Annotated in this window: 12 protein-coding genes and 1 riboswitch; of the genes, 7 read left to right on the top strand and 5 right to left on the bottom strand. The window is 64.2% G+C overall.

Annotated elements, in window-relative coordinates:
• Nucleotides 1-156: 156 nt before the first annotated feature.
• A complete protein-coding gene (locus C2U40_RS17075; RefSeq protein ID WP_103828230.1) occupies nucleotides 157-1,296 on the top strand; it encodes a 3-phenylpropionate MFS transporter in 1,140 nt (379 codons plus the stop codon).
• 84 nt (nucleotides 1,297-1,380) lie between these two features.
• On the opposite strand, the gene C2U40_RS17070 is transcribed toward C2U40_RS17075, so the two are convergent.
• Both C2U40_RS17070 and C2U40_RS17065 read right to left on the bottom strand, forming a co-directional pair.
• Entirely contained in the window at nucleotides 1,381-1,590 is a 210-nt protein-coding gene (locus C2U40_RS17070; RefSeq protein ID WP_011704909.1) for a helix-turn-helix domain-containing protein, read from the bottom strand.
• A 7-nt stretch (nucleotides 1,591-1,597) separates the two neighbouring features.
• Nucleotides 1,598-2,209 carry a DUF2975 domain-containing protein gene (locus C2U40_RS17065; protein ID WP_103828231.1) on the bottom strand — a complete coding sequence of 204 codons (612 nt, stop codon included), beginning with the start codon at nucleotides 2,207-2,209 and terminating at the stop codon, nucleotides 1,598-1,600.
• Nucleotides 2,210-2,428: 219 nt separating this feature from the next.
• Here C2U40_RS17065 and C2U40_RS17060 point away from each other — a divergent pair, with 219 nt between their 5' ends.
• The 4 genes from C2U40_RS17060 (at nucleotide 2,429) to C2U40_RS17045 (ending at nucleotide 13,368) form a co-directional block, all read left to right on the top strand.
• The gene (locus tag C2U40_RS17060) at nucleotides 2,429-5,929 is read left to right on the top strand and encodes a hybrid sensor histidine kinase/response regulator (RefSeq protein ID WP_103828232.1); all 3,501 of its coding nucleotides are present in this window, start codon (nucleotides 2,429-2,431) and stop codon (nucleotides 5,927-5,929) included.
• Between the two features lie 174 nt (nucleotides 5,930-6,103).
• Nucleotides 6,104-6,191, top strand: a riboswitch (cyclic di-GMP riboswitch).
• A gap of 110 nt (nucleotides 6,192-6,301) precedes the next feature.
• Nucleotides 6,302-8,911: a glycosyl hydrolase family 18 protein gene (locus C2U40_RS17055; protein WP_103828233.1), complete on the top strand. Its 2,610-nt coding sequence runs from the start codon at nucleotides 6,302-6,304 to the stop codon at nucleotides 8,909-8,911.
• A gap of 72 nt (nucleotides 8,912-8,983) precedes the next feature.
• Entirely contained in the window at nucleotides 8,984-11,362 is a 2,379-nt protein-coding gene (locus tag C2U40_RS17050; protein WP_103828234.1) for a M66 family metalloprotease, read from the top strand.
• An 83-nt stretch (nucleotides 11,363-11,445) separates the two neighbouring features.
• Nucleotides 11,446-13,368, top strand: coding sequence for a glycoside hydrolase family 19 protein (locus tag C2U40_RS17045; protein ID WP_308457481.1), 1,923 nt, complete (start codon nucleotides 11,446-11,448; stop codon nucleotides 13,366-13,368).
• A gap of 59 nt (nucleotides 13,369-13,427) precedes the next feature.
• On the opposite strand, the gene C2U40_RS17040 is transcribed toward C2U40_RS17045, so the two are convergent.
• Nucleotides 13,428-14,228 carry a putative RNA methyltransferase gene (locus C2U40_RS17040; RefSeq protein WP_103828236.1) on the bottom strand — a complete coding sequence of 267 codons (801 nt, stop codon included), beginning with the start codon at nucleotides 14,226-14,228 and terminating at the stop codon, nucleotides 13,428-13,430.
• A 126-nt stretch (nucleotides 14,229-14,354) separates the two neighbouring features.
• On the bottom strand, nucleotides 14,355-14,993 hold the full coding sequence (gene crp, locus C2U40_RS17035) for a cAMP-activated global transcriptional regulator CRP (RefSeq protein WP_011704916.1): 639 nt from the start codon (nucleotides 14,991-14,993) through the stop codon (nucleotides 14,355-14,357).
• A gap of 311 nt (nucleotides 14,994-15,304) precedes the next feature.
• On the opposite strand from crp, the gene C2U40_RS17030 reads away from it, so the two are divergent.
• Nucleotides 15,305-15,709: an OsmC family protein gene (locus tag C2U40_RS17030; protein ID WP_016349708.1), complete on the top strand. Its 405-nt coding sequence runs from the start codon at nucleotides 15,305-15,307 to the stop codon at nucleotides 15,707-15,709.
• Between the two features lie 49 nt (nucleotides 15,710-15,758).
• Nucleotides 15,759-16,055 (top strand): MliC family protein, encoded by a 297-nt coding sequence (locus C2U40_RS17025; RefSeq protein WP_011704918.1) that lies wholly within the window; start codon nucleotides 15,759-15,761, stop codon nucleotides 16,053-16,055.
• A 57-nt stretch (nucleotides 16,056-16,112) separates the two neighbouring features.
• Here the strand turns inward: C2U40_RS17025 and C2U40_RS17020 are convergent, their stop codons facing one another.
• Entirely contained in the window at nucleotides 16,113-16,643 is a 531-nt protein-coding gene (locus C2U40_RS17020; RefSeq protein ID WP_011704919.1) for a DUF4136 domain-containing protein, read from the bottom strand.
• Between the last annotated feature and the right edge of the window lie 12 nt (nucleotides 16,644-16,655).

Below are 16,655 nucleotides of genomic sequence, written 5' to 3'. Positions count from 1 at the left end.
AGGAGGTGTTACTCAATAGACACCAGCCTTGCGCCAATAGTTCAATTTTATTGATGTTTTTCATTATTATCTGCGCGGCGTCCCACCCGGGATCGCAGGATCCCCACCGACAAATCGGTTATCATTTGTGCCCCCGTTTCTCTGTGTCGAGGATCTATGCCCGCCTTCTCCTGGTTAGCCCTGTTTTTTGGCGCTTTCTACTTCGTCTACGGTGCCTATCTGCCGTTCTGGTCGCTCTGGCTGGAGGGGATCGGGGTCAGCGCCGAGATGATCGGCCTGCTGCTCGGCGCGGGCATGGCGATCCGCTTTGCCGGCAATCTGATGGTGATGGGACAGATCAAGGGGGCGGGGCACCTGCTGCCGGTCACCCGCCTGCTCTGCCTGCTCAGTCTGCTGGCCTTCCTCGGCTTTTACCTCAGCCACAACCTCTGGTGGCTGGTGGGGCTGACCCTGGTGGCGAACTTCATCTACCCGACCCTGATGCCGGTGGGGGAAGCGCTGGCCACCCGCATGGTGGTACAGGCGCACCTCGACTACGGCAAGGTGCGGCTGTGCGGCTCGTTCGCCTTCATCGTTGCCTCGACCCTGGTGGGGGCGCTGGTGGGGAATTTTGGCAGCGACTGGATACTGCATACCATGGTGGCCGGATTGCTGCTGATGCTGCTGCTGAGCTGGCTGCCGCTGCACCCGGCGCCGCAGGACATTCAGGGCGAACGGGCCAAGGCCTCCCTGCTCGATACCCTCAAGTCCCCCTCGGTGCGCCGCTTCCTGCTGATCTCGGCCCTGCTGCAGGGCAGCCACGCCGCCTACTACGGCTTTAGCGCCATGCACTGGAAGGCGGCGGGTTACAGCGGCATCACCATAGGTTATCTGTGGGCGTTGGGGGTGGTGGCGGAGATCGGCATGTTTGCCGCCGACAAGCGCTTTCTCAACCGCTTCGGCGCCCAGACCCTGTTTCTGGTGGGGGCGCTGGGCTGCGTGGTGCGCTGGATCCTGCTCGGTGCCTCCACCGAGCTGCTGGTGCTGGTGGCGGGTCAGCTGCTGCATGCAGTCACCTTCTGCGTCAGTCACCTCGGCGCCGTGCGCTTCATGACCCGCCAGCTGCCGGCCGAGCAGCTGATCCCGACCCAGGCGCTCTATGCGGCGTTGGGGCTCGGCATGACGGTGGCCGCCCTGATGACCCTGTGCGGCCTGCTGTTCGAACCGCTGGGGGGCGGCATCTTCTTCCTGATGGTGCTGGTGGTGCTGCCGGTGTTCGTGCTGCGCCTGCGGGAGGGCGAGCTGAAGGCCGCCTGAGTGGCCCTATCCGGTCAGCAACCACATTGATCAGCAACGGAAAAGGGGAGCCTCGGCTCCCCTTGTTGCATGGTGATGGCTGGCTCAGGACTCCTGCTCAAAGGCCAGCAGATCCCCGGGCTGGCAGCCCAGTTCGCGGCAGATCGCCTCCAGGGTGGAGAAGCGAACCGCCTTGGCATGGCCGTTTTTCAGGATGGAGAGGTTGGCCTCGGTGATGTTGACCCGCAGGGCCAGCTCGCGTGCAGTCATTTTGCGTTCGGCCAGCAGGGCATCGAGTCGGATGATGATGGGCATGGGTTCCTCACACCGTCAGTTGTTGTTCATCGGCCAGCCGCTTGGCCTCGCGCATCACCAGCGCCAGCGCCGACACGATCAGCCCGGCCAGCAGCAACTGGAAGTCCGATGAACCTATGTTGATCTGGCCGTGCAGCTCGGGGCCCGGCAGGGTGAGCACTAGGTCCAGCAGCGGGGTGGTGATGATTTTGGTGACGAAACTGACACAGAGCAGCAGGCCGATCAACTGGTAGCGGCGGATCTGGCTGAAGGTGAACAGCATGGCCTGCCGATAGCCGCGAAACAGCTGGAGCAGCTGCCACAGCATCAGCATGAACACCAGATCCGGCAGCAGCATCACCAGGGTGCCCAGCAGACGGGTGCCCAGGCTGAGGGGGTAGTCGGCAATCGAGGGAGCCGTGCTGGCCAGCGCCGGCTGTGCCATGGTCAGGGGGACATGGTTGAGCACCGAACTGTCTTGCACCGCCAGTGCCTCGATCAGCTCCTGCTGCAGGTAGTCGCTGCCGCCGAGCAGCTGGGACCAGACTCCCATGATCGTCATGAGCGGGGTGGCCAGCAGGGCGAACAGCAGGATCCATTCGATCAGATTGCTCATGCGTTCGAGCTTGTTGTGTTTCATCGCTTACCTCTTGGAGTGAAAGGGTGGGCCACGCGCAGCACCGAATTATTGTTTATCAATAAACACAGCTAGATGTTTATCGTTTTTCGATATTTATTCAACCGTTTTTTATTGAAAAACGATAAATTCTTGCTGCAATAAGAGGATGACATTTTTCGAGAGGCTCTCTAGACTGGCTGCTGCTGCGCTTGAATCTTCAACACGGACAAGAGGTTACAGATGCACCAGGGATGGTTGCTGATCGGATTGTCGCTCTCCTATCTGGGGCTGCTGTTTCTGATCGCCTACGTGGCGGACAAGAACAAACGTCGCCGTTTAAAGGGGCAGCCCCTGCTCTACAGCCTGTCGCTGGCGGTCTACTGCACCTCCTGGACCTTCTTTGGCACGGTGGGCCAGGCCAGCGAGTCGCCCTGGTCACCTGTGCCCATCTATCTGGGCCCCATGCTGGTGTTCCTGTTTGGCTGGCGCTTGCTGGCCCGCCTCATCCTGGTGGCCAAGCGCGAGCACATCACCTCCATCGCCGACTTCATCGCCGCCCGTTACGGCAAGTCCCAGCGCCTGGCCATGGTGATCGCGCTGATCGCCATCATGGGGATACTGCCGTACCTGGTGTTGCAGCTGAAAGCCATCGTCACCGGGCTGGATCTGCTGATGGCCAACTCTGTGCCTGCCGGCCCCACCGGCAATACCGCCGGGCTGGCCATCGGCGTGGCCCTGCTGCTGGCGCTGTTCAGCATTCTGTTCGGCACCCGCCATCTGGACGCCACCGAGCACCACCGCGGCATGGTGGTGGCCATCGCCTTCGAATCCGTAGTCAAGCTGCTCGCCTTCATGGCGGTGGGGGGCTTTGCGCTCTGGCTTATCCTCAGCAAGCCGAGCCAGGCCCGTACCCTGGTAGCCAGCGACTTTCTCGATGCGGTGGTGGCGGTGACGCCGGGCAGCCTGCTGGAGCTCGCTATCTATACCCTGGTTGCCATGTGCGCCGTCATCTGCCTGCCGCGCCAGTTTCACGTGACCGTGGTGGAGAACAACCAGGGCCAGGATCTGCACTGGGCGCGCTGGCTGTTTCCGCTCTACCTGTTCGTGATGGGGCTGTTCATCTGGCCGCTGGCGCTGGCGGGCAAGCAGTGGGTGGGGGCCGGCATGGCCTCGGATACCTATGTGATCAGCCTCCCCATGTCGCTCGGTTTCGACGGCATGGCGCTGCTGGCGTTTCTTGGCGGCACCTCGGCGGCCACCGGCATGGTGATCGTCTGCACCATAGCGCTGGCCATCATGGTCAGCAACGATCTGGTGCTGCCGGTGCTGCTGCGCCGCTTCTGGCAGCAGGGGCGCGACGAGCGGCTGGTGCGCCTGCTGCTGCAGGTGCGCCGCGGCGCCATCCTGCTGATCCTGCTGGCGGCCTGGGGGCTCTACCTCTGGCTCGGAGATCTCACCAGCCTGTCGCGCATCGGCTACCTGTCGTTCGGCGCGGTGGCCCAGTTCGCCCCGGCGCTGCTGCTCGGCCTCTATTGGCGGCACGGCAATCGCAAGGGGGTCTACCTCGGTCTCGCCCTCGGGGTCAGCCTCTGGTTCGCTACCCTGCTGGCGGAGAGCGGCCTGCTGGCCGGCTCGCCGCTGGCGGCCCTGCTGGCGCCGCCCGACTGGCCGGCGTTTCGCGATCTCAGTCTGGGGGCCTGGTGCATCTTTCTGAGCCTGTTGCTCAACCTCATCGGCTACGTGGCGGGCTCCCTGCTGTCGCAGGCGGCGGTGAGCGAGCGGCTGCAGGCGGCCAACTTCGTCGGCAAGCCGAGCCGCGACACCACGGCGCTCTATCAGGCGCGGGTCTCGGTCAAGGAGCTGGAGATGCTGGCGGCCCGTTTCGTCGGCTCGAGCCGGGTCAAGCGCGCCTTCGGCCGCTTCGCCGGCGAGCGGGGGGGCACCCTGGCGCCCCAGATGCAGGCCTCCGCCGAGCTGATCGCCCATACTGAGCGGCTGCTGGCCGGGGTGTTCGGCACCTCGTCCGCCCGCCTGGTGCTGGCTTCGGCCCTGCAGGGGCGCAACATGCAGCTCGAAGAGATCGCCACCATAGTGGACGAGGCCTCCGACGTGTTTCGCTTCAACCGCGGCCTGCTGCAGGGGGCCATCGAACACATGGGACAGGGGATCTCGGTGGTGGATAGGGAGCTCAAGCTGGTGGCCTGGAATCGGCGCTACATCGAGCTGTTCCACTATCCGCCCGGCCTCATTCAGGTGGGCCGCCCCATCGAGGAGATCATCCGCTACAACGCCGAGCAGGGGCTGTGCGGCCCGGGCGATGTCGAGGCCCACGTGGCGCGGCGGGTCGCCTTCATGCAGCGCGGCAGCCAGCATATCTCGGCGCGGGAACGCCCCGATGGCCGGGTGATCGAGATGCAGGGCAACCCCATGCCGGCGGGCGGTTTCGTGATGACCTTTACCGACATCACCCCGTTTCGCAACGCCGAGCGGGTGCTGCGCGAGGCCAACGAACACCTGGAGGCGCGGGTGGCCGAGCGCACCCACGAGCTCTCCGAGCTCAACCGCCAGCTGCTGCTGGTGAACCAGCAGGTGGAGCGGGCCAACCACTCAAAGAGCCGCTTCCTGGCGGCGGTGAGCCACGACCTGACCCAGCCGCTCAACGCCGCCAAGCTGTTTACCTCCTCCCTGCTGGAGATGCTGCCGCCGGCGGACGAGCCGGCCCGCATCGCTCGCCACATCGACGACGCGCTGGGGGCGACCGAGGATCTCATCACCGATCTGCTCGACATCTCGCGCCTCGAAGCGGGCAAGTTCAAGGCCAAGAAACTGGATTTTGCCCTGCGCGACGTGTTCGACAACCTCAAGGCGGAGTTCGGGGTGCTGGCGCAGGCGGGGGGGATCCAGTTCTCGGTGGTGGAGAGTGGTGTGGCGGTCTACAGCGACGTGCGCCTGCTGCGGCGGGTGCTGCAAAACTTCCTCACCAACGCCTTTCGCTACAACCCGGGCGGGCGGGTGCTGCTCGGTTGCCGCCGGCTTGGCGACAAGGTGCGCATCGAGGTGTGGGACAACGGCCCCGGCATTCCGGCCGACAAGCAGGAGGCGATCTTCGACGAGTTCTCCCGCCTCGATCACTCCCGCACCGCGCGGGAGCAGGGGCTGGGGCTCGGCCTTGCCATCGCTCGCGGCATCGCCCTGGTGCTCGGCCACAACCTGACCCTGCGCAGCTGGCCGGGGGCGGGCTCGGTGTTTGCCATCACCCTCAACCTGGCGACCCGTCCTGTCGCAACGACGCAGGTGGCGGCCCCCGCCCAGCGCGACAGCCAGCTGGAGGGGATCCGGGTGCTCTGCATCGACAACGAGAGCGACATCCTGATCGCCATGCACTCCCTGCTGGGACGCTGGGGCTGCGAGGTGGTCTGTGCCCAGAGCCTGGCCCAGGCGGAGGATCTCATCGCCGGCGGCTTCCTGCCGCAGCTGGTGCTCTCCGATTACCATCTGGACGACGGCAAGACCGGGCTGCAGGCGCTGCACATGCTGCGTCTCGCCCACGGCAGCGACATCGGCGGCATCATCATCAGTGCGGATCGCAAGAGCGAGCTGCAGGCGCAGATCCGCGAACATGGCTACGGCTACATCAGCAAACCGGTCAAGCCGCTCAAGCTGCGGGCGCTGATGAACAGCATATTGCGGCCGGCCAAACTTGATGATGATCACGAAACCGGGAATTCGTCCGATTTTTAATCGACGGCTCCCAGCCAGCAAGATCGGCACTTTCTGACACCAAAAAGTGCCTTTTCTTCTCGTTTGAGGCTCTTTTTCGATAAAAAGTGGTTTATTAATAACCGTTCGGGGGTTTGCCCTCCCTCCTTTGACTCCCTTATAGTCAGGTCGCGATTATTTTTGTCGCAAATCAAGTTGTGCAAAAGGCAAACCGGATGAAAGTCCGGGACGCAAAGCTTCCGGTCTAAGGGTCAGCAGTACCTAAGATAGCGGGGCCACCACAGGTTGTTTCGTCCATGGGCCAAGCCATGGTGCGATGTTGTCTGCGTTACCTGTCAGGTTGCGTTGCCTTTTTCGTTATCTATTCCAAGAACGAAATAAGGATATTCAACTATGTTAAGTCCAAAACCCTCCGTACTGGCGTTGTTGGTCGGGGGTCTGTGTGCCTCCTCCGCCTTCGCTGCCGCCCCCGGCAAACCCACCATCGGCTGGGGCGAAACCAAGTTCGCCATCGTCGAAGTGGATCAAGCCGCCACCTCCTACAACAAGCTGGTCAAGGTGCACGCCGATGGCGCGCCGGTCAGCGTGAGCTGGAACCTCTGGTCCGGTGATGTCGGCCAGACCGCCAAGGTACTGCTCGACGGCAAGGAGGTGTGGTCCGGTGCCGCGTCCGCTTCCGGCACCGCCAACTTCAAGGTCACCAAGGGGGGCCGCTACCAGATGCAGGTGGCGCTGTGCAACGCCGACGGCTGCACCCTCTCCGACAAGAAAGAGATCCTGGTGGCCGACACCGACGGCAGCCACCTGTTGCCGCTCAAGGCGCCGCTCAAGGAGAACAACAAGCCTTACGTCAACAAGACCGGCAAGGTGATGGGGGCCTACTACGTGGAGTGGGGTGTCTATGGTCGCAAGTTCACCGTGGACAAGATCCCGGCCCAGAACCTGACCCACATCCTCTACGGTTTCACCCCGATCTGCGGTGGCAACGGCATCAACGACAGCTTGAAAGAGATCTCCGGCAGCTTCGAGGCGCTACAGCGCTCCTGTGCCGGGCGCGAGGACTTCAAGGTCTCCATCCATGATCCCTGGGCCGCCATCCAGATGGGGCAGGGCAATCTCACCGCCTATGACGAACCCTACAAGGGCAACTTCGGCAACCTGATGGCGCTCAAGAAGGCCTATCCGGACCTGAAGATCCTCCCCTCCATCGGTGGCTGGACCCTCTCCGACCCCTTCTTCTTCTTCGGTGACAAGACCAAGCGCGACACCTTCGTCGCCTCGGTGAAGGAGTATCTGCAGACTTGGAAATTCTTCGACGGGGTGGACATCGACTGGGAATTCCCGGGTGGCCTCGGGGCCAACCCCAACCTCGGCAGCCCCTCCGACGGCGAAACCTACGTGCTGCTGATGAAGGAGCTGCGCGCCATGCTCGACGAGCTGAGCGCAGAGACCGGCCGCACCTACGAGCTCACCTCCGCTATCAGCGCCGGCGGTGACAAGATTGCCAAGGTGGACTATCGCGCCGCCCAGCAATACATGAATCACATCTTCCTGATGAGCTACGACTTCAACGGCGCTTGGACCAACACCGGGCTGGGCCATCAGACAGCGCTCTACGAGTCGAGCTGGGATCCCAACACCAAGTACACCACCGACAAGGGGGTCAAGGCGCTGCTGGGTCAGGGCGTCGAGCCGGGCAAGGTGGTGGTGGGGGCCGCCATGTATGGTCGCGGCTGGACCGGCGTCAGCGGGTATCAGGGCAACAACCCCTTCACCGGCACAGCCACCGGCCCGATTGCGGGGACCGAAGCGGAAGGGATCTGGGAGAAGGGGGTCATCGACTACCGCGGCATCGCCAAGGGCAAGATGGCCGGCGACTGGCAGTACAGCTATGACGAAGTGGCCGAGGCACCGTCCGTGTTCAAGGCTGCCACCGGCGAGCTCATCACCTTCGATGACGAGCGCTCGGTCAAGGCCAAGGGGCAGTACGTGCTGGCCAACCAGCTCGGCGGCATGTTCGCCTGGGAAATCGACGCCGACAACGGCGACATTCTCAACGCCATGCACGAGGGGCTGGGCCACGGCGATAGCACACCGCCGGTCAACAAGCCGCCGGTGGCCAACGCCGGCACCGATCTCGCGGTGACCGGGCCGGCCCAGCTGGTGCTGGACGGTTCCTCCTCCCGCGATCCGGAAGGAGCGGTGCTGAGCTACAGCTGGGCCCAGATCTCCGGTCCCAAGGCGACCCTGAGCGATGCCACCCAGGCCAAGGCCAAGGTGAGCGTCGATGCGGTGAGCCAGGACGTCAATCTGGTGTTCGAGCTGACCGTGACCGATGACCACAACCTCAGTGCCAAGGATCAGGTGGTGGTGACCAACAAGGCGCCGCAACCCAACCTGCCGCCGGTCGTCACGGTGCAGGACAAGGTCTCGGTGCAGGCCGGCAAGCAGGTGAGCATCACTGCCAGCGCCACCGACCCCAACGGCGACACCCTGAGCTATCAGTGGAGTGTGCCGGCCGGGCTCACCGCCAGCGGTCAGAACAGCAAGACCCTGGTGGTGACGGGTCCCAGCGTCACCGTGGAGACCGGTTATGACCTCACCGTCACCGTGACCGACGGCGCCCTGGATGCCCAGGGCAAGACCCGCCTCACCGTGACCCCGGTCAGCGGTGGCGGCGACTGCAACGCCACCGATCCGGATGCCGCCAACTGGCCGGCCTGGAAGGCCTCGACCACCTACAACGGTGGCGAGAAGGTGAGCCACAACCAGCTGGTGTGGCAGGCCAAGTACTGGACCCAGGGCAATGAACCGAGCCGCACCGCCGATCAGTGGAAGCTGATAAGCCAGGTGCAGCTGGGCTGGGATGCCAGTGTCGCCTACAACGCCGGTGACGTGACCACCCACAATGGTCGCCAGTGGAAGGCCCAGTACTGGACCCGCGGCAACGAGCCCGGCAAGCACGACGTCTGGCAGGACATCGGCGCCGCCAGCTGCAAATAACCTCACCATAAAATCCATCGGGGCATGCCAGGCATGCCCCCTTTTTTCCCCATAACAACAAAGAGCACCGCCATGACCACATGCACCACACGTCTTGCCTGCCTGATCGGCGCAGCCCTGGCAAGCGGCCCGCTGCTGGCCGCCGTTCAGCCACCCACGCCGCTGGTCTTTGACGCCACCCGGCCGCAGAACGATCTGCAGGGGTCGCTGCTGGCCGGCGTCCAGTTTGCTCAGAGCCAGATCCTGCCCGCCCACCCGCGGGAGGGGGACAACCAGCCCCGCCTCACCGCCCTGCGCAAGAGCTTGCTGCTGGTGCGCCCGCTGCAGGCCGGCAACCAGGCGCCGCTGGCGCTCGAGGCCCGCGACGGCGCCGGCAAGCTGCTCGGCAGCCTCACGCTGGATCCGCCCTCCCGCCTGCCCAAGACTGCCTACTACCTGGAAGGAACGCCGGAGGAGGGGGTCGACTTCACCCCGGGCCCCGGCACCAGTGCCGTCATCAACAGCAGCAGCGAGCTGGCCAGGCTGAGCGATCCGAGCGGCGCCTTCCTGCTCGGCAAGTTGCAGCCCCATGCCCTGGTCACCATCCAGACCGCCGACGGCCGCTGGGTGCGCGACATCCACCTGCCGCGCGACGCGAGCCTGGAGGGCAAGATGGTGCGCCTCGCCTCCAATGCCGGCTACAACTCCACCGTCTACTTCAGCGGCCGCCAGGTGACGATCTCCCGCGGCCAGAGCCAGCAGTTCAAGTTCGTGCGCGGCCAGTGGATCCGCGATGGCGAGCTGGAAAACAACGGCATCACCTATGCCAGCGATGCCTGGAGCGCCGTGCTGCCGGCCGAGTGGATCATGCCCGGTCTCACCCTGCGACTGAGCCAGGGGGATCTGAGCGGCGAGCTGAACGACCTCAAGGTGGGGGCGCCGGGGGAACTGCTGATTCACACCATCGACATCGGCATGCTGACCAGCCCGCGCGACCAGTTCGCCTTTGCCAAAGATAAAGAAGCCCAGCGGGAGTATTTCCAGACCATTCCCGCCAGCCGACTCATCGTCAGCCAGTATGCGCCGCTGTCGTTGCCGGAGGTGATGCTGCCGGATGGCACCCTGCTCACCGACGTTGATCCGAGCGAAGGGGGCTGGCACAGCGGCACCATGCGCCAGCGCATCGGCAAGGAGCTCATCTCCCTTGGCATCGACAATGCCAACTACGGCATCAACAGCACCGCCGGGGAGGGGGAGAACAGCCACCCCTACGTGGTGGCCCAGCTGGCGGCCCACAACAGCCGCGGCAAGTACGCCAACGGGGTGCAGGTGCACGGCGGATCCGGCGGGGGCGGCATCGTCACGCTCGACGCTTCCCTTGGCAACGAGTTCAGCCACGAGGTGGGCCACAACTACGGTCTCGGCCACTACGTGGGCGGCTTTGCCGGTTCGGTGCACCGCAGCGCCGATCAGATCAATGCCACCTGGGGTTGGGATGGCGACAAGAACCGCTTCATCCCCAATTTCTTTGCGAGCCGCAGCGGCCAGAGCGCCTGCCTCGACGGCCAGTGCCAGGCGCCGTTTGACGGCCGCAAGTTCGGCTTCGACGCCATGGCCGGCGGCGAGCCGCTCTCCGGCTTCAACCGCTTCACCCTCTACACCCCCAACTCGGCCGCCATCATCCAGCGCTTCCTCGAGAGCAAGGCGGTGTTCGACGCAGCGTCTCCCACCGGTTTCAGCAAGTGGAACGAAAGCCAGGCCAGAATGGAGCCCTACCGCCACCGGGTCGATCTCGCCGAGCAGATCACCGCGCCGGTGAGCGCTCTGGGAGAGGTCAAGCTGGCCGCCCTGCTGGCCGAGTACGATCTGGTCAAGGTGGCCATGTGGGATGGCAACTGGACCCGCAACATCCAGCTGCCGGCAGCCTCGGCGGTCAATCGCGGCCGCATCGTCAGCATCGACCACAACGCCGGCTACAACAGCACCCTCTTCATCAACGGTCAGCAGATCACCGTCTCGCGCGGCTTCAAGAAGAGCTACCGCTCCGACGGCAGCCGCTGGAACGAGGGCGCGCCGACGGATCTGGCGGCTGATCGCAAGCCCGCTGCCTTCGGTGTGCCGGTGACCACCCTGGTCGGTTACTACGATCCGCAGGGGCAGCTGCCGAGCTACCTCTATCCGGCCCTGCACGGCGCCTACGGCTTTGCCTATGGCGATGACGGCGAGCGGCTCGGCAACAGTGACTGCCAGCTGCAGGTGGAGACCCGTGACGGCCTGCTGCGCTTCAAGCTGGCCAATCACCGGCTGAGCGCCAGCATGATGAACAAGTTCCACGTCAACGTGCCGAGCGCGAGCGAACCGCGCAGCGCCAGCGTGCTGTGCCGCAACCAGTCACAGGCCGAGGCCCAGCTTGCCCCGGCCCCGGCCGGGCTCGGCTACACGGTTAACGGCATGCCGCTGGCGGCGCACTGAGTGTTTTTCTCCTTTCTCCTCGCGCAATGCGAGGTGCCACTGGCGGGGGCCAAGCCCCGCCTTTCATCAAGCAAGAGGTAAATATGATGACAAGAAAGTCCTCTGTGGCCACCCTGTTGGCCGGGCTCTGTCTGAGCGGTCAGCTGTGGGCCGCCAGCGCCTATGACATCAATCAGGGCTATGGCGGCGGCAGCCAGGTCAGTTTCAACGGCCAGATCTACGAGGCCAAATGGTATGCCAATCCGGGCCAGAGCCCGGGCGTGCAGGTCGCCAACGAGTGGGATTCTCCGTGGGCCCTGCTGGGGGCGGGCGAGGCGACGCCACCGGGTGACGGGGAGGGCATAGCCCCGCCCACGCAGGGAGGCAGCGGCGCCGCTGACGGCAGCACCGTCTACCTGAGCCAGAGCGAGCTGGATGCCAGGGAGCATGCGCTCACCGACTTCCCGGCCATGACGGCGGTCAAGGCCTCTATCGCCACCCGCGACAACGCCGTGGTCGAGGCGGTGGCCCCCGGCCTGCCGCTCAATCCCGCCAACGTCAAACGGGTGGAGGGGCTGCTCAGCGAGTCGCAGTTCAACTTCCTGTTCCCGCTGCGGGCGCCGGAGTACACCTATCGCGGCTTCCTGCAGGCGGTGGCCAAGTTCCCGGCCTTCTGTGGTGACTACAGCGACGGGCGCAACGCCGAGGCCATCTGCCGCAAGTCGCTGGCCACCATGTTCGCCCACTTCGCCCAGGAGACCGGCGGTCACGAGAGCTGGCGCCCCGAGCCCGAGTGGCGTCAGGGCCTGGTGTGGGTACGGGAGATGGGCTGGACCGAGCAGATGCGCGGCGGCTACAACGCCGAGTGCCGGCCGGATGTGTGGCAGGGTCAGCAGTGGCCGTGCGGCAAGTTCGACAACGGCGAGTTCAAGAGCTACTTCGGTCGCGGTGCCAAGCAGCTGTCGTACAACTACAACTACGGCCCCTTCTCCGAGGCCATGTTCGGTACTGTGCGCACCCTGCTGGACAGCCCGGAGAAAGTGGCGGACACCTGGCTCAACCTGGCCAGCGCCGTGTTCTTCTTCGTCTATCCGCAGCCGCCCAAGCCCTCCATGCTGCACGTGATCGACGGCACCTGGCAGCCCAACGCCCACGACAGGCAGAACGGCCTGGTACCGGGCTTCGGGGTGACCACCCAGATCATCAACGGCGGGGTGGAGTGCGGCGGTGCAGCCGAGCATGCCCAGTCCCAGAACCGGATCACCTACTACCAGGCCCAGGCCCAGTATCTGGGGGTGCCGGTGCCTGCCGACGAGGTGCTCGGTTGCAAGAACATGAAGGTCTTTGACGAGGCCGGCGCTGGCGCCCTGCCCATCTACTGGGAGAACGACTGGAGCTATGTGCCGGGCAACCCCAACGGTGGCAAGAGCTACGCCTGCAAGCTGGTGGGCTACCAGACCCGCTTCAGCGCCTTCAAGGAGCGTGACTACAGCCGCTGCGTGCAGCACTTCTTCCCCGAGGTGGTGATCGAGGACAACGGCGGTGGCACCAACCTGCCGCCGGTGGCCAGCATCAGCGGCCCGAGCGAGGCGCTGGGCGGCGCCACCGTGCTGCTCTCCGGCCAGGGCTCGAGCGATCCGGAAGGCAAGCCCCTCAGCTACGCCTGGACCCTGCCTGCCGGGGCCAGCGCCTCGGATCTGAGCCAGTCCACCCTGAGCGCTATCCTGCCGCCGACCCCGACCAGCGACACCCGCTACGGCTTCGTGCTCAAGGTGACCGACGACAAGGGGCTGAGCCGCAGCGCCACCCACGAGATCCTGATCAAGGGCAGCGGCGGTACCACGCCGCCGGATGGCAACCCGCCCTACAAGGAGGGCACCGCCTACAAAGCCGGTGACAAGGTGAGCAACCTGGGCGGCAACTACCAGTGCAAGCCCCATCCCTACACCGGCTGGTGTGCCGGTGCAGCCTGGGCCTATGAACCCGGCAAGGGCACGGCCTGGAGCGATGCCTGGATCAAGCTGTAACGGCATCTCCGCGCAATAAAAAAGGCCCGTCAGGGCCTTTTTTCATGGGGTGAGTGCGCTCACAGCGGCTTTTGCCACAGGCTCAGCAGCAGATCCTGCTCCAGCTCGTCCGGTCCCTGATGGCTGAAGGCGTGGCGCTGCTCGCCGCTGGCGCGCCAGCCGAGGCGGCTGGTCTCCAGGATGAAGCTGCGCAGGCCCAGGTCCATCTGCATGCTGAACTGGCAGCGCAGCTGACCCATGGGGTTGAGGCCGGCCAGGCTCGGCCAGCTCAGCGGGTGCTCCATGCTGACCGGGTTGAGGCTGACCCTCAGCTGCCACTGGTGGCGGGGGCCGGGTTGCAGGTAGAGCAGGTAGCCGCCCGGTGCCAGCCAGCTGACCAGCTGTTCGGTCTTGACCTTGAGATCGTTGACCAGCAGCAGCTGGGCCGTACCCGGCAGAATGGGGGCGCGGGCCGGATCGGCGATAACGAACTGAGCGTCCGGCTGCGCCTTGTTGGCGGCAAAGATGGTGTTCTTGGCGATGTCGACGCCGGCAAATTGCCAGCCCGGCAGGCGCTCGGCCAGGGTCCGGCAGTAGTAACCCTCGCCACAGCCCAGGTGGATCAGCTCGCGCGGCTCGAGGGGGGCAAGCAGGCTGGCCATCGCCTCGACCAGCGGCAGCTGGTGGCCCTGCTCGAGGAAGTGGCGTTTGGCGCGCATCAGGGCGCGGCTGTCGCTGTCCTTGGGATTCTTTTTGCCGGGGATGAGATCCAGATAGCCTTCCGGCGCGGGATCGAAATGGTGCTTGTTGGCGCAGTAGACCCCGCGGGAGGCTTCATGAAGTTGCAGCGGGCTGCGACAGATAGGGCATTGCAGGTGCATAGGATTTCTCTTGGCGAAGGCCATGACGGCAGGGGCGTTCGGGATTATAGGGGAGACGATCAGAAAAGGCTGCCGTGGCAGCCTTTTTTATCCGGCGACCCAGTGCGGGGCCGCCAGTCGCGAGGATCAGCGAGTGCCGAACACCACTATGGTCTTGCCGTGGGCGGAGATCAGCTCCTGCTCTTCGAGCATCTTGAGGATCCGGCCGACGGTTTCGCGGGAGCAGCCGACGATCTGGCCTATCTCCTGACGGGTGATCTTGATCTGCATGCCATCCGGGTGGGTCATGGCATCCGGCTGCTTGGCCAGGTTCAGCAGGGTCTGGGCGATCCGGCCGGTCACGTCCAGGAAGGCGAGGTTGCCGACTTTCTGGCTGGTGTGCTGCAGGCGGGCCGCCATCTGGCCGGAGAGGCGCATCAGGATTTCCGGGTTGACCTGGATCAGCTGGCGGAATTTCTTGTAGGAGATCTCGGCCACTTCACAGGAACCTTTGGCACGCACCCAGGCGGAACGCTCCGGGTTTTCGCTCTCCTCGAACATCCCCATCTCGCCCAGGAAATCGCCCTGGTTCAGATAGGAGAGGATCATCTCCTTGCCTTCATCGTCCTTGATCAAGACGGCCACAGTGCCCTTGACGATGTAGTAGAGGGTTTCCGCTTTCTCACCCGCGTGGATCAGGGTGCTCTTGGCGGGATACTTATGAATGTGGCAGTGCGACAAGAACCATTCCAGGGTGGGATCGCTTTGCGGTTTGCCAATGACCATGAGAATTCCTCTGTAGTGTCTTTTTATGGACTCGTGCGTCCGGGCAAGCTGCCAACCTTGCCATTCCTTGTATTAGTCGCAGTAGGATAAGAGCCTTTGTCTGTGCTGACAAGGCTTTGAGGGCTTTTGCCAGCTCCCCTTGCAACCCCTGCTGCGTTCCGTTCGCCATTGTAGGGAAGATGGGGGCATCAGATGTTGATTTTGATCTAGTTAGTCAGGAAGTTCGTGAAAATGGCGGATATGTGCCGCTGTCGCGTCGTCTGCGGTATGCTATGTCAGTCAGATCTGTCGTCATCAAGAGGAAATGTGAAATGAAAGCCAAGGTCAGCTGGGTGGAAGGCATGCAGTTTGTGGGCGAGAGTGAGTCCGGTCACAAGGTGATCCTGGACGGTGCCAACCCAGGCGAAGGTGCCAGCCCGATGGAGATGATCCTGCTGGCGGTGGGCGGTTGCAGCTCGATCGACGTGGTCTCCATCCTGGAGAAGGCGCGTCAATCCGTGACCGCCTGCCATGTGGAGCTGGCCGGTGAGCGGGCTGACTCGGTACCGCGGGTATTCGAGAAGATCCACCTCCACTTCGTCGTGACCGGCAAGGGGCTGGCCGAAAAGCAGGTGGCCCGCGCGGTGGATCTGTCGATGGAAAAATATTGTTCAGTTTCCCTGATGTTGGAAAAAGCGGTAGAAATTACCCATAGTTATCAAATTCTTGAAGCCTGATAGCAGTGGCTCTTCCGATCGAATAACACCATGACATAAGGAAAGTGCAATGAAAAAGATGATAGCGTTACTCCCCCTGCTGGGGCTGGCGGCCTGCAGCATGCCGCAACCGACCCAGTACCAGTACAGCCAGTATCAGTGCGGTGAGGAGTTGCTGGCCGTGACCTATGATGCCCAGGCCGACATGGTGCAGTTCCCCTATGCCGGGGTCTATCACAAGCTGGGCCGGGTCGAGGCGGAGTCCGGTGCCAAGTATTCCGACGGGGTGACCACCTTCTGGAATCAGGAGAAGCAGGCCATCCTCAGCCAGAAAGGGGTAACCCTGCTGACTTGCCAGCGCAAGTGATCGTCATGGTGTGATGACAACGGCCTGCTCAATACAGGCCGTTTTGCGTATTGGGGGTCAGTGTGGCAGGGCGTTGAGCATCTTGGCGGCCAGTTGCTGGCTCAGTTGCTGACGCTCCCCTTCGGCGATGGCCACGTCGCTGGCCAGGGAGATGGCGCTGCTCCACACCGCCTGCTGGGTGCGCCGGTCGAGCAGCACGATGGCCAGGGTGCCCTTGCGGGCATCGGCCTTGGCCTGCAGCCCAGGGGTCATGCCGAGGCGAGCGAAGATCTCGCCATCGCTCAGATCCTTGCTGCCGGCCACCCCGATGGCGACCCAGACATCGGCCTCGTCGAGGGGCACGCTCTGCCACCCCTTGCGCCCCAGCTCCTGATTGACCGCCTGTTGCACCGGCTCCAGCCACCCCTCGGCGCTGTCGCCGGCATACTGGAACTGCTCGGCCAGCGCATAGCGCGGCGTCGCCCCGAATGGCCAGCTGGCCGCCGGGCGCACCACCATGGTGCCCGCTTCCAGGGTCGGCGCGGCCGGGCCGCTGCTGCAGCCACCCAGCAGGGCGGCCAATCCCACAGAGATAAACGCTAACCGCATCATCAGCTCCTT

Origin of the sequence: Aeromonas sp. ASNIH4 (assembly GCF_002934425.1) — a bacterium.
GTDB lineage: Bacteria > Pseudomonadota > Gammaproteobacteria > Enterobacterales > Aeromonadaceae > Aeromonas > Aeromonas hydrophila.
The sequence above is the reverse complement of the archived record's forward strand: the minus strand, read 5'-3'. Positions and strand labels throughout refer to the sequence as shown.

What these genes read in the sequence shown, in the direction of transcription:
- C2U40_RS17075 (WP_103828230.1), top strand. Translation starts at nt 157, where the DNA reads ATGCCCGCCTTCTCCTGGTTAGCCCTGTTTTTTGGCGCTTTCTACTTC.
- C2U40_RS17070 (WP_011704909.1), bottom strand. Translation starts at nt 1,590, where the DNA reads ATGCCCATCATCATCCGACTCGATGCCCTGCTGGCCGAACGCAAAATG.
- C2U40_RS17065 (WP_103828231.1), bottom strand. Translation starts at nt 2,209, where the DNA reads ATGAAACACAACAAGCTCGAACGCATGAGCAATCTGATCGAATGGATC.
- C2U40_RS17060 (WP_103828232.1), top strand. Translation starts at nt 2,429, where the DNA reads ATGCACCAGGGATGGTTGCTGATCGGATTGTCGCTCTCCTATCTGGGG.
- C2U40_RS17055 (WP_103828233.1), top strand. Translation starts at nt 6,302, where the DNA reads ATGTTAAGTCCAAAACCCTCCGTACTGGCGTTGTTGGTCGGGGGTCTG.
- C2U40_RS17050 (WP_103828234.1), top strand. Translation starts at nt 8,984, where the DNA reads ATGACCACATGCACCACACGTCTTGCCTGCCTGATCGGCGCAGCCCTG.
- C2U40_RS17045 (WP_308457481.1), top strand. Translation starts at nt 11,446, where the DNA reads ATGATGACAAGAAAGTCCTCTGTGGCCACCCTGTTGGCCGGGCTCTGT.
- C2U40_RS17040 (WP_103828236.1), bottom strand. Translation starts at nt 14,228, where the DNA reads ATGCACCTGCAATGCCCTATCTGTCGCAGCCCGCTGCAACTTCATGAA.
- crp (WP_011704916.1), bottom strand. Translation starts at nt 14,993, where the DNA reads ATGGTCATTGGCAAACCGCAAAGCGATCCCACCCTGGAATGGTTCTTG.
- C2U40_RS17030 (WP_016349708.1), top strand. Translation starts at nt 15,305, where the DNA reads ATGAAAGCCAAGGTCAGCTGGGTGGAAGGCATGCAGTTTGTGGGCGAG.
- C2U40_RS17025 (WP_011704918.1), top strand. Translation starts at nt 15,759, where the DNA reads ATGAAAAAGATGATAGCGTTACTCCCCCTGCTGGGGCTGGCGGCCTGC.
- C2U40_RS17020 (WP_011704919.1), bottom strand. Translation starts at nt 16,643, where the DNA reads ATGCGGTTAGCGTTTATCTCTGTGGGATTGGCCGCCCTGCTGGGTGGC.